The sequence below is a fragment of the Neisseria sp. KEM232 genome (assembly GCF_002237445.1).
Classification (GTDB): Bacteria; Pseudomonadota; Gammaproteobacteria; order Burkholderiales; family Neisseriaceae; genus Neisseria.
Map to the genome: position 1 here is coordinate 1,482,795 of NZ_CP022527.1, position 11,918 is coordinate 1,494,712.

Consider the following 11,918-nt stretch of genomic DNA (forward strand, 5'->3'; position numbering starts at 1 on the left):
GCGTTTTTGAAACCTGAGGCCGTCTGAAAACCGGTGTCCGTAAGCGGAAACCGGTTTTCAGACGGCCTTTCGGCTTTCATATTTCAGACGGCCTCTGCCTTTGGAGCCGTCTGAACGGCGCTTTGTCCGCCGTCTTGGCCGTTTGTCGCGTCGGGGGCGGTTTCGGCACGTCCGTTAAGGGCGAGGTAGGCGGGTTCGAGGAGGTCGGCGGTGGCGGCGAGCTGCTGCCACAGGATGCTGCTTTGTTCGCCGCCTTCCTGCGGGCGCAGGTCTTTGATGGCGGCGCGGATGTCGGTGAGGCGTTGGCGGAAGGTGTCTTCGGGCAGTTCGGACATGTCTTCCATCAGGGCGCAGACTTGGGCGGCGGCGGGGAAGTAGCGTTGCAGGAAGGGTTGGTGTTCGGGGTCGCGGCGCAGGGTGTCGCGGTAGGCGCCCAGGGCAGAGATGTAGCCGATGAGGGAGTAGTTGATTTTGAGCAGGCGGAAGCCGTCGTGCAGGCGGCTGCCGTATTTTTTCGGTTCGCCCGACATGTCGGACAGGGTGCTGGAGAGGGTGGCGGCGCGTTCGTGGCTGAGGCGGCGGGCGGCGCGGTAGTCTACGTCTTCGCCGCCGCCGTGTTCGAGGCGTTCGAGCACGCTGCGCAGGTAGGCGGCGTCGGCGGCAACGGCGGCGGCACCGGTTTTGCCCAGTTGCAGGTAGTGCCAGTCGGGCCAGAGGTAGGAGACGGCCGCCCAGGCGAGCAGACAGCCGATAACGGTGTCGGCCATGCGCATGGGCAGGGCTTGGGTGATGTCGTAGCCGGCGATGGAGAAGCTGATGAGTGCCTGGATGGTGATGAAGAAGGTGGAATAGCTGTATTTGTTGACGCGGAAGAGGAAGAAGAGGGTGACGCCTGCGGTCATAACCATCAGCTTGGCTTCGAGCGACTGGGTGAAGTAGGGCAGGAGGGAGCCGACGAGCACGCCGCCGAGGGTGCCGGTGATGCGCTGTTTCAGACGGCTTTGGGTGGCGGAGTGGTTGGGCTGGCAGACGAAAACGGCGGTGAGCAGTATCCAGTAGCCGAAGTTGAGGTCGAGCATTTCGACGATGAGGCCGCACACGACGACTATCAGCGCCATGCGTACGGCGTGGCGGAAGGTGGCGGAGCGGGTGTTGAGCTGGGAGAGGATGCTTTGGGCGGCGTCTTTGAGTTTGGCCGAGTCGTGGTGGGCGATGCGCAGGTCGCCTGCGGCGGCTTCGGGCAGGCCGCTGTCGAGGTTGGCGATTTGGTAGTTGATGTTTTGCAGGTTGTCGGCCAGACGTTGCAGCAGGGGCATTTCGGGTGCGGTGGGGTGTTCGGCGGCGTAGTGGGCAGCAGACTGTTTGAGCCCTTTGCCGGCGCGGGCGAGGCGGGGGTCGGGGGTGTAGGTGCGGCCTTCGCGCAGGCTGTCGGCGATGTCGCGGCAGGCTTGGCCTTGCAGTTCCATCAGGCGCAGGAAGCGGAAAATCAGGTCGCTGTTTTTCAGTTTGTCGGCCATTTGGCGGTAGCTGATGTGGCTGGAGCTGGCGCGTTCGTGGATATCTTGGGCGGCGAAGTAGTAGCGCAGCATGCGGGTGGTGCGCGGGTGGCGGTGCTGGCCGCGCATGCGGTAGAAGAGGGCGCTGCGGCAGAGGTTGAAGGTGTGGATGATTTGGTTGTTTTTCATGGCCAGGGCGATTTGCCGCTCTTCGATACCGTCGGCTTCGTCGGGGTCGAAGAAGCAGGCTTTGGCGTCGAGATAGGCGCCCAGCGCGGTGTAGGCGTTGGCGACGCTCTCCTGTACGGGGCGGTGCGGCAGCAGGATGTGCAGGCCGAGGGTGATGAGACTGTAGAGCCCCGCGCCGCAGAGAATCATCAGCGGGTTGAGATACCAGGCCGAGGCGCTGTCGGGGTTGTAGGTGAGCGTGGTGTACACAGCCACGGCGAGCGTGCCGAAAGCGATGGTGCGGTAGCGCAGGCCGACGGCGCCTATCATGGTGAAGACGAAGGCCAAAAGCGCCATCACGGGCAGAAACAGCGCGGTGTTGCCCAGCGATGCCTGCACCGCCAGCGAAGAGGCGGCAAAGGCCGCCAGCGATACGGCGGTGTTTTTCAGACGGCCTGAGAGGGCGTTGTCCAAATCCACCAGTCCGCCCGCAATCACGCCCAACACCAACGGGATGGCGAGTTTTTCCAAATGGAAGCGGTAGACCAGCAGGGCGATGATGCCGACAGATAAAAGCGGCGGCAGGGTGGCGATGAATTTGCCGCTGACGGGCGGGGTTTTGAATTTCATGGCGGTGTTTTGGCGGTGTTTGTGCGGGCGAGATTGTACACCGCATCAGGCCGTCTGAAAGCAGGATTGAGGCCGTCTGAAACGGCGGAAAACGCGCTTTCAGACGGCCTCCCCTTATGCGATAATCGCGCCCGTTTTTTCTTCGGACACCGTTATGCAGAACCGCCCCGCCCGCCGCACCTTCCCCGCCGCCCGCAGCGGCTGTTCCGCTTTTCCCATCCCGCCCGCCCTGCGGGCTTTTTAGCGCTTGCGTGCCGCATGAAGGCCGCAAGTTCACGGAAAGGAAATCCTATGCCCAATCCGCTCTACCGCCAAAACATCATCTCCATTTCAGACCTCTCCACCGAACAGCTCGAACTGCTGCTTCAGACGGCCTTAAAACTCAAAGCCGAACCGCGCGGCGACCTGCTCGAAGGCAGGCTCATCGGCTCGTGTTTTTTCGAGCCGTCCACACGAACGCGGCTGTCATTTGAAACCTCCGTGCAGCGTTTGGGTGGCAAGGTGATCGGTTTTGCCGACGGCGCGAACACCAGCGCGAAAAAAGGCGAAACGCTGGCCGACACCGCGCGGATTATTTCCAGCTACACCGACGCGATTATCCAACGCCACCCCAAAGACGGCGCGGCGCGTGTGCTGGCCGAGTTTTCCAAAGTGCCCGTGATCAACGCGGGCGACGGCACCAACCAACACCCCAGCCAGACTTTGCTTGATTTGGTAACGATTTACGAAACCCAAGGCCGTCTGAACAATTTGAAAATCGCCATGGCGGGCGACTTGAAATACGGTCGTACCGTGCACTCGCTCTGCCAGGCCCTCAAACGCTGGGGCTGCGAATTTGCCTTTGTGTCGCCCCCCAGCCTTGCCATGCCCGAATACATCACCGAAGAGCTGGAGGCGCAAGGCTGCGCGTATCAGACATTTGGCAGTCTCGAAGAAGCCGTCGAATGGGCGGATATTCTTTACATGACCCGCGTACAGCGCGAACGCTTCGACGAACAAGAGTTCGCCAAAATCCAAGGCAAATTCAACCTCAACGCCGCCATGCTCGCCGGTGCCAAACCCAATCTGCGCGTTTTGCACCCCCTGCCGCGCGTCGACGAAATCCACCCCGACGTCGACGCCACACCGCACGCCTACTATTTCGAACAGGCCACCAACGGCGTGTACGCCCGCATGGCGATTCTGTCGCTGGTGTTAAACGAAGAAGTGTAAGGAGCAAAACATGGAACAGAAAAAACTCAGCGTCGAAGCCATCGAAAAAGGTACAGTCATCGACCACATCCCCGCCGGACTCGGTCTCACCATCCTGCGCCAGTTCAAATTATTGCACTACGGCAGCGCGGTAACCGTAGGCTTCAACCTGCCGAGCAAAACACAGGGCAGCAAAGACATCATCAAAATCGCCGGCGTTTCCTTCGACGATGCCGCCGCCAACCGCCTCGCCCTCTTTGCTCCCGAGGCGGTGGTAAACACCATCGAAAATTTCAAAGTGGTGGCCAAACGCCGTCTGCAACTGCCCGACGAAATCGCCGAAGTGTTCCGCTGCCCCAACGCCAACTGCGCCAGCCGCAGCGAGCCGGTGAAAAGCCGTTTTTATGTGAAAACGCAAAACGCGCAAACCAAGCTCAAATGCCACTATTGCGAAAAAACCTTCCCGCGCGGCGTGGTGTTGGAAGCGTAGGCTTGTCAGAACCGCAGCAGCAAAAAGGCCGTCTGAAAACCCTGAATCAGGGTTTTCAGACGGCCTTTAACAGACAACGCACACCGCAGGTCGGATTCTCGAATCCGACGGCCGGCCGCAAGGGCGTCATGGGGCGGCAGCGGCGTGACGGAACGTGAATTTTCCCCTTGCGGGGAAACGTCGGATACAAGTATCCGACCTACGGGATTCCTTTGAGGCCGTGTGAAACCTAAGGCAAAGGCCGTCTGAAAGCGCAGCTTCAACGAAGCCGCGTAGATCGGGCATTTATGCCCGACTCCCTCCCGTTCCATGTTTTTCAGGCATAAATGCCCGATCTGCCGAACTCTCGCCGCTGCGGCGACTTTTGCAGGGTATCGGCGAAATGCGGTTCTCCGAACCGCTACCCCCACCCCGACCCTTCCCCGCGCTTGGAGCGCAGGGGAGGGAGTCAGGTGTGCGGCGGGAATGACGGTTTCAGACGGCCTTTTGCCTGCCCGCACGGTTGTCCGCCAAACCACAAACCGCGTGCGTTACGGGACGGCAATCCTGCCGTCCGTCCGTAGGGTGTGTTGCTCGGCAACGCACGCGTTCCCTGCGATATCTGCCGTCTGTCCCGTTCGGTCTCCTGCAATCCGTCTGATCCGCTTCCGCTATACGCAAAGGCCGTCTGAAAGCGAAGTTCCAACGAAGTTAAATAAAAAAGGCCGTCTGAAAAACCCGAAAGAGAGTTTTCAGACGGCCTTTTTCAGACGGCCTAGAATTTGCTTTTGATGTCGTCAATCAGGCTTTCCGCTTTGGCCTTGGCTTCGTCGGCCAGGCGGCTTGTTTCGTCTTTGCCTTTTTGCAGCATTTCGGCGGCTTCTTCTTTTGCCTTGCCCGCGCCCTGTTGCAGCAGACCTTCGGCTTTCAGTTTGCCGTCGCCCAACACTTCGCCGGCGGCTTCTTTCAGTTTGCCGGTGATTTCGTCGAATTTGCCGTTCATATTGCTTTCCTTTTTTTGCGGTTAATCGGAGGCCGCAGTGTAGCCGTATGGCGGGAAAACGTCCGGCCGCCGCCGCCGCCGAAAGGCCGTCTGAACGCACCGGTCGGTGTCTGCAGCCTGTTTGAGCTCCGGTGCGGACATTTGTCGGACGGAAAACGGCAGGCCGTTTTCAGACGGCCTCCTGCGCCGCAAAGCCTTCGTCCGCCTGCGCCGTCTCTTCCGGCAGCGGGTTGCGCGAGGCGAGGATTTCGGCCAGGGCGCGGCCGATGCGGCGGGCGTAGGTGATGTCGTTGAGCAGCGAGGAGGCCTGCCAGCCGTTCAGTTCTTTGTTGCGCAGTTTCACCATCGCGCGGCCGCGCAGGGTTTCGAGCGTTTCGATATGGGCGTCGAGCTGGTGCGCCAGTTCGGCGCGGGCTTCTTCCGTGTCGGCGCCGTCGGTGCGGCGGAACAGCAGCAGGGTTTTGAAAACGTGGCGGCGCAGGCGCAGGTAGTCGCGGTTGGCGGGCGAGGCGCTGTCGGACAAATACTGCTGCATGTTTTTTTGCAGGTGCTGGCTCTCTTTCACTGTTTCGACGATCTGCCAAGCGGCGGTCTGTTCGGCGGCAAGCTGCCTTTGCTGCGTTTCGTCGGAGGGATCGAGCTTGCCGGCAAATTCGAGGATGCTGCTGAACAGCGGCTTGATCTGCCGCGCATACAGGCGGGGAACGTCGGCATCGAGCGGCGGCGCGGGGTCGGGAAGATTGCGGTCGTCGGCCGTTTCGTCATAGAGCAGCGGGGGCGGCAGGAAGAGGGCGTGGCAGACGGTTTCGACACCCGCTTTGTCGAGGTGGCGCACTTCTTTGCCCAGCGCCGCCAGCGCGGTATCGGGCGAGAGCAGCATATTGGCGTTGAGATACTGCGCTTCGAGCGCGGCCGTTTCTTCGGGCAGGCTGCCGGCGTCGGCCGCATCGGGCAGGCGGCGGGTGAGTTCGCGGGCGAGGCGGTCTTGGAATTTCCAGAACACGGCGATGCCCAGCACGTTGAACAGGGTGTGGAAGAGCGCCAGTTGCAGCAGCGCCCCCATGCCCAGCCATTGCCCGGCGAGGATAACGGCCTGCGTCAGCGGCAGCCACACGGCCAGCGACAGGGCGGCGGTGACGACGTTGAACAAAACGTGCGCCACCGCCAGCCGCCGCCCGCTGCAGTCGCTGCCGAGCATGCCGACCAGCGCGGTGGACACGCTGGTGCCGACGCACGAGCCGACGGCAACGGCAAAACCCTGCATCAGCGTGAGCTGTCCGCCCGACAAGGCCGCCAGCGCCAGCAGCAGCGTGGCGTGCGACGACTGCAAGACGACGGTGAGCAGAAAGCCGACAGTGAAAAAGAGCAGGGTTTCGGCCATGCCGCCTATCTGCGTGCCGGAAAAATCGATGTCCGCACCGAAAGCCTGAAAGCCGTCTTTGATTTCGTCCACGCCGAGGAAAATCAGCGCCACGCCCACCAGCACGCGGCCGAGGGCGCGGCTGCGGCCGCCGAAAAAGCCCAGAAGGATGCCGAACACCAGCATCGGCAGCGCGGCAGGCGACAGGCTGAGGTTCTGCCCCGCCAGCGCCAGCAGCCACACGCCGCCCGTTGCGCCGAGATTCGTGCCGAGAATGATGGCGATGCCGCCGGGCAGCGTAATCATGCCCGAGCTTAAAAACGCCATCGCCAAGAGCGCCACCAACGTGCTCGACTGCAAAATAAGCGTCGCACCCGTGCCGAAGAGCACGCCTTTGAGCGGCGTGGCCGTGGACTTGCGCATCCAACCTTCCAGCCGTCCGCCCGCCGCGTTGCGCAGCCCTTCTTCGATGTTCTGCATGCCGAATAAAAACAGCGCCAGCCCGTAACACAGGCGCAGCCACGGCGGGCTGTAGGCAAAGCTCGCCGCCAGCGCCAGCAGCAGCACGGCGAACAGAAAATATTTCTGAATCAGTTTGGCCATCCGTTTTCTCCTTGTGCTTTTATATGTTAGCGGCCGGCCGTTTCCGACAAGGCCGCATTCTAACCGAAAGGCCGTCTGAAAACAGGCGGCGCGGCCGTTTGCCGCCTGGCGCTGCAACATGTTAATATCGGCCGCAGCCAACGTTTCTTAACAAAAGGCTGTTTTCCGTTTAACCTTTCCTGCAAACCAAACAAGGAGAATGCTGTGAACCGACGCCAATTCATCGGCAGCACCGCCGCGGTTTCCCTCGCCGCCGCCGCTTCGCTGGCCAAAGCCCACGACCACCATGCCCACCACCACGCCGCACCCGCCGCCAATCCCTACGACGAAGCGCGTTTGGCTGCCGGCCACTGCCTTGCCGCAGGGCAGGTCTGCCTTGCGCACTGCATCGCCCTGCTCAATCAGGGCGACACAAGCATGAAAGACTGCTCCGTGGCCGTGAACCAGATGCTCGCCCTGTGCGGCGCGCTGCAAAACCTCGCCGCGCAGAAATCGCAGCTCGTGCCCGCGCTGGCCAAGCTGTGCGCCCAAGCCTGCAAACAGTGCGCCGCCGCCTGCAAAGCGCACGCGGGACACCACGCCGAATGCAAAGCGTGCTACGAATCCTGCACCACCTGCGTCAAAGCCTGCGAAAAAATCGCCGCCTGATGCGCGTGTGAAAACGAAAAAAGGCCGTCTGAAAACCCTGTTTTGGGTTTTCAGACGGCCTTTTTTCAGACGGCCTTTTTCAGGTTCTGCCCGATAGCCTGCCAATGTTCAAACCACGCTTTCAGACGGCCTCTTCCCGCGTGGCATCAAGCGAGGCGGCGAGCACTGCGCCGGAGAGCAGCATCGTCCACAGCAGATTGATCCACAGCAAAAAAAGCAGCACGGCGGCAAAGCGTCCGTACACCGCCGCATAGCCTGCGGCCAGCGTAGCGTTGTACCGGGCGAAGGCGTAGCCCGCGGCTTTGAGCAGCAGCGCGGCGGCAGCGGCGGCCGTCCAGGCGCGGCGGGAAACGGGCGCGGCGGGCACGAAGCGGTAGAGCATATAGCTGCTTTTGGACTCCGATTTAGCCCATCTCTTATCAAGAAATGAATAAAACAATGGCCATCTGAAAATTTCAGACGGCCATTGTGTTAGAGAATGCTTATTCATGAAGATTGCATTGCAATCGTTTTGCTTTTATTTCTTCCTACCAAAAATCAGTGACAACACCGATAAAATCAGGAAACCGACAAACAAGATTTTGGCAATACCTGCAGCACTACCTGCAATACCGCCAAAACCCAATACCGCTGCAATAATGGCGATTACGAAAAAAACCACTGCATAATGAAGCATAATTTTTCCTTTAGCAAATGTACAAACGGCCGGCAGAGCCGACCGTCTCCCTAAATCAAATCATTTAACGACTTAATCGTTCAACCAGTCATCAATCTCTTTTTCAGCTTCTTCCTTGGTGCGACCATAACGTTCTTGGATTTTACCAACCAACTGATCACGTTTGCCTTCAACGATATCCAAATCGTCATTGGTCAGTTCGCCCCATTTTTCTTTGGCTTTACCTTTAAGCTGTGTCCATTTACCTTTGAAAATATCTTCATTCATATTACACCATCCTTATCTTAATTGATTAATAGAAGGGTACTCACGGTCTTTTCATGACCGCTTGTGCCAAATCTTATCTGATAATTTCTTAATTGGCAAATTAAAAGCATGATATTTTTTGATAAAAAAGCAATTTATTGCGGTATTTTTTTAATTTTTACATATTTCAAATTTAAATTGAAGATTTTTAGTAAATTTTATTTACTAACAAGCAAGTCAGCCCTGCGGCGGTAAGCGGCACGCGGGCATGGGCGAAGGCGGCGCGGAAACGGCCAAGCCACAGGGCAGTGTTTTCAGACGGCCAAAACGGTCGGGGCATGGGCGGTGCTCCAAAACGGCGAGGGGCGATTGTATAGCGGCGGCCGTCTGAAAGCGAAGTTCCGGCAAAGGGCAAACGGGCGGCGGTTGTCGGCAACTTCATTCCTGCGTTTATGCCCCGAAGGGGTACCGGCGGAACGGCTTTTGCGTTCTGTAAAGGCGCTTAGCAAAGCCTGTGGCAAACCGTTATAATCTGCGCGTTTTGTGTAAAGAAAGCGTAATCATGCAATATCTGAAACAGGCGGTGGCGGGGGCGCAGATTCTCTTCGTCGCTTTCGGTGCGATGGTGCTCGTGCCGCTGCTCACCGGCCTCAACCCTTCTATGGCCTTGCTCGGCGCGGGCATCGGCACGCTGCTGTTCCAGCTTTGCACGCGGCGCAAGGTGCCGATTTTCCTCGGCTCGTCCTTCGCCTTTATCGCGCCGATTATTTACGCGATGCAGGAATGGGGCATGGGCGGCACGATGTTCGGCCTGTTTGCCGCCGGTTTTATGTATTTCGTGTTCGCCGCGCTGATTAAATGGCGCGGGCTGGACGCGGTGAACAAGCTGCTGCCGCCCGTGGTAATCGGGCCGGTGATTATGGTGATCGGCCTGTCGGTGGCGGCGGTGGCCAGCCAGATGGCGATGGGACAGGCAGGCGGCGGGCAGAAATACGACTATGTGCAGTCGCTGCTGCTTTCCGGCTTTACCTTTGCCGTGACCGTTGTCGTTGCCGTGTTCGGCAGCAAAATGATGAAGCTGATCCCGATTCTGATCGGCGTGGCGGCGGGCTATCTCGCGGCTTGGGCGCTGGGCATCGTCGATACCTCCGCCATTGCGCAGGCCGACTGGTTTACCGTACCCGAATTCCACCGCCCCGAAGTGAACTGGCAGGCGGCGTTGTTTATGCTGCCCGTGGCCGTCGCGCCCGCCATCGAGCACATCGGCGGCATCATGGCCATCGGCAAGGTAACGGGGCAGGACTACGCCGCCGACCCCGGACTGCACAAAACGCTGGCGGGCGACGGCTTGGGCGTGTGCGTGGCCGGCCTGATCGGCGGCCCGCCCGTCACCACCTACGGCGAAGTGACCGGCGCGGTGATGCTGACGAAAAACAGCAACCCCGCCATCATGACTTGGGCGGCGCTCTTTGCCGTCTGCATGGCCTTTTTCGGCAAATTCAACGCCTTCCTCGCCTCGATTCCGCTGCCGGTGATGGGCGGCGTGATGATTCTGCTGTTCGGCACCATCGCCTCGCTCGGCCTGAAAACGCTGATCGACGCGCAGGTGGATTTGATGAGACCGAAAAACCTGGTGATCGCCAGCTCGGTGCTGACCACGGGCGTCGGCGGCATGGTGTTCAAAGTCGGCAGCGTCAGCTTCGCCGGCGTCGGCCTGTGCGCCGTGCTGGCGATTGTGCTGAATCTGGTGCTGCCGGACAGGGCGGAGCAGGAATAAGCGGATCGGTATAAAAAGGCCGTCTGAAAAACCCGTTTCGGGCTTTCAGACGGCCTTTGAGGCCGTCTGAAAAAAGCGGGTTCGTTAGGGAAACGGCGGCGGTTTACGGCTTGTAAAGGCCGTCTGAAAGGGCGAGTTCGATCAGGGCTTGGCGCAGTCCGTCCAGCCCTGCGCCGGTTTTGACGGAAATATTGACGGCGATGGGGCGGCCTTGGGCATTACGCAAGATGCCTGTGGGGCGGGTGTCGGGCGGCAGGAGGTCGGTTTTATTGTAGACCAAGAGCTGAGGGATGTCGCCCGCGCCGATTTCGGCGAGGACGCGGTTGACGTCGTCGGTTTGCCGCTCGTGGTCGTCACGCGAGGCGTCGATAACGTGGATGATAAGGTCGGCGAGGGCGGTTTCTTCGAGGGTGGCGGAAAAGGCGGCGACAAGGCCGTGCGGCAGGTCGCGCACGAAGCCGACGGTGTCGGTGAGGATAACGCTGGCTTCGGGCGAGAGATAGAGGCGGCGGGCGGTGGTGTCGAGGGTGGCGAAGAGCTGGTCTTTGGCGAAAACGTCGGCTTTGGTGAGGCGGTTGAACAGGCTGGATTTGCCGGTGTTGGTGTAGCCGGCAAGGGCGAAGGTGGGCAGGCTGCCGCTTTGGCGGGCTTTGCGGCGGGTGGCGCGCCCCCGTTTGACGGCCTCGAGGCGTTTTTTCAGGGCGGTGATTTTTTGGCCGATGAGGCGGCGGTCGGTTTCGAGCTGGGTTTCGCCCGGCCCTTTGAGGCCGATGCCGCCTTTTTGGCTTTGCAGGTGGCCGTAGCCGCGCACGAGGCGGCCGGAAAGGTGGGTGAGTTGGGCGAGTTCGACCTGCAAACGGCCTTCCTGGCTTTGCGCGCGTTGGGCGAAGATGGCGAGGATGAGGCCGACGCGGTCGAGCACGCGGCATTGCAGGATTTTTTCGAGGTTGCGCTCCTGCGTGGGGCTGAGTTCGTGGTTGAAGACGGCCAGTTCGATGTTGTCGGCGGCGACGGCTGCGGCAAGTTCTTCGGCTTTGCCGGTGCCGACAAAGAGGGCGGTGTGGGCGCGGGCACGTTTGGCGGTTTCGCGGCGCACGAGTTCGCCGCCGGTGGCGCGGACGAGTTCTTCGGCTTCGTCGAGGGCAGCGCGGAAGGCGCGTTCGCGGGTTTCGTTGGCGCCGCTGTAGTCGGCTTCGAGCATGACGCCGACGAGCATGATGCGTTCGGGTTTGCCCAGGGTTTTGTCGGGTCTGCGTTCGGACATGGGGTTTCCTTTGTTTAGGCCGTCTGAACGGGTTTCAGACGGCCTTTGCCGTTATTGGAAGGCGGCATACGCGCCGATGGCGGCGAGCACGCTGATGCCTATCCAAAGCGTGAGCTTGACACTTGCCCACTGGTCTTCGTGCCAGCGGCCGAGCAGGGCGCTGAAGATATCGGGGGTGAACGAGAGTTTGATGCTGTCCCACAGCTCTTCCCAATCGCCAAAGAGCAGCAGAAACAGCAGGTAGGCGGTAACAAGACCCGCGGCGATGGCTGCATATAAGGCCATTTTTCTTCCTTCGGACGAAGATACGGATGCGGCGGATTATATACGGAATGCTCTGTTTGCCATGCCGAGGCCGTCTGAAAAGGTTTTCAGACGGCCTTTGCT

General features: G+C 60.1%; 13 protein-coding genes. 4 read left to right on the forward strand and 9 right to left on the reverse strand.

Annotated features, from left to right (window positions below; all coding sequences use genetic code 11):
- Nucleotides 1–83 precede the first annotated feature (83 nt).
- Nucleotides 84–2,294: a YccS family putative transporter gene (gene yccS / locus CGZ77_RS07350; protein ID WP_094031076.1), complete on the reverse strand. Its 2,211-nt coding sequence runs from the start codon at nt 2,292–2,294 to the stop codon at nt 84–86.
- Nucleotides 2,295–2,585: 291 nt separating this feature from the next.
- Between yccS and pyrB the strand changes: the two genes are divergently transcribed.
- Together pyrB and pyrI are read left to right on the forward strand one after the other, a co-directional pair.
- Complete coding sequence (gene pyrB / locus CGZ77_RS07355) at nt 2,586–3,506, forward strand: aspartate carbamoyltransferase (protein ID WP_009426559.1); 921 nt, start codon at nt 2,586–2,588, stop codon at nt 3,504–3,506.
- Between the two features lie 10 nt (nt 3,507–3,516).
- A complete protein-coding gene (pyrI, locus tag CGZ77_RS07360; protein ID WP_009426558.1) occupies nt 3,517–3,975 on the forward strand; it encodes an aspartate carbamoyltransferase regulatory subunit in 459 nt (152 codons plus the stop codon).
- A 754-nt stretch (nt 3,976–4,729) separates the two neighbouring features.
- Here pyrI and CGZ77_RS07365 read toward each other — a convergent pair.
- Nucleotides 4,730–4,957 carry a CsbD family protein gene (locus tag CGZ77_RS07365; protein ID WP_009426554.1) on the reverse strand — a complete coding sequence of 76 codons (228 nt, stop codon included), beginning with the start codon at nt 4,955–4,957 and terminating at the stop codon, nt 4,730–4,732.
- Between the two features lie 169 nt (nt 4,958–5,126).
- A complete protein-coding gene (locus tag CGZ77_RS07370; RefSeq protein WP_036496300.1) occupies nt 5,127–6,920 on the reverse strand; it encodes a Na/Pi cotransporter family protein in 1,794 nt (597 codons plus the stop codon).
- A 204-nt stretch (nt 6,921–7,124) separates the two neighbouring features.
- On the opposite strand from CGZ77_RS07370, the gene CGZ77_RS07375 reads away from it, so the two are divergent.
- Complete coding sequence (locus CGZ77_RS07375; RefSeq protein WP_036496298.1) at nt 7,125–7,568, forward strand: four-helix bundle copper-binding protein; 444 nt, start codon at nt 7,125–7,127, stop codon at nt 7,566–7,568.
- Between the two features lie 121 nt (nt 7,569–7,689).
- On the opposite strand, the gene CGZ77_RS07380 is transcribed toward CGZ77_RS07375, so the two are convergent.
- From CGZ77_RS07380 to CGZ77_RS12080, 4 genes are all read right to left on the reverse strand, one after another.
- Nucleotides 7,690–7,950 (reverse strand): YhjD/YihY/BrkB family envelope integrity protein, encoded by a 261-nt coding sequence (locus CGZ77_RS07380; RefSeq protein WP_009426550.1) that lies wholly within the window; start codon nt 7,948–7,950, stop codon nt 7,690–7,692.
- Between the two features lie 135 nt (nt 7,951–8,085).
- On the reverse strand, nt 8,086–8,244 hold the full coding sequence (locus tag CGZ77_RS07385) for a DUF1328 domain-containing protein (RefSeq protein WP_009426549.1): 159 nt from the start codon (nt 8,242–8,244) through the stop codon (nt 8,086–8,088).
- Between the two features lie 72 nt (nt 8,245–8,316).
- The gene (locus tag CGZ77_RS07390; RefSeq protein WP_009426548.1) at nt 8,317–8,511 is read right to left on the reverse strand and encodes a CsbD family protein; all 195 of its coding nucleotides are present in this window, start codon (nt 8,509–8,511) and stop codon (nt 8,317–8,319) included.
- 187 nt (nt 8,512–8,698) lie between these two features.
- Nucleotides 8,699–8,926, reverse strand: a complete 228-nt coding sequence (locus tag CGZ77_RS12080; protein WP_009426547.1) for a hypothetical protein — start codon at nt 8,924–8,926, stop codon at nt 8,699–8,701.
- A gap of 126 nt (nt 8,927–9,052) precedes the next feature.
- Here CGZ77_RS12080 and CGZ77_RS07395 point away from each other — a divergent pair, with 126 nt between their 5' ends.
- Entirely contained in the window at nt 9,053–10,267 is a 1,215-nt protein-coding gene (locus tag CGZ77_RS07395) for a uracil-xanthine permease family protein (RefSeq protein WP_009426546.1), read from the forward strand.
- A 103-nt stretch (nt 10,268–10,370) separates the two neighbouring features.
- Here CGZ77_RS07395 and hflX read toward each other — a convergent pair whose 3' ends face one another.
- Together hflX and CGZ77_RS07405 are read right to left on the reverse strand one after the other, a co-directional pair.
- Nucleotides 10,371–11,531, reverse strand: a complete 1,161-nt coding sequence (gene hflX, locus CGZ77_RS07400; protein ID WP_009426545.1) for a GTPase HflX — start codon at nt 11,529–11,531, stop codon at nt 10,371–10,373.
- A 51-nt stretch (nt 11,532–11,582) separates the two neighbouring features.
- A complete protein-coding gene (locus CGZ77_RS07405) occupies nt 11,583–11,816 on the reverse strand; it encodes a hypothetical protein (RefSeq protein WP_009426544.1) in 234 nt (77 codons plus the stop codon).
- Nucleotides 11,817–11,918: the final 102 nt, after the last annotated feature.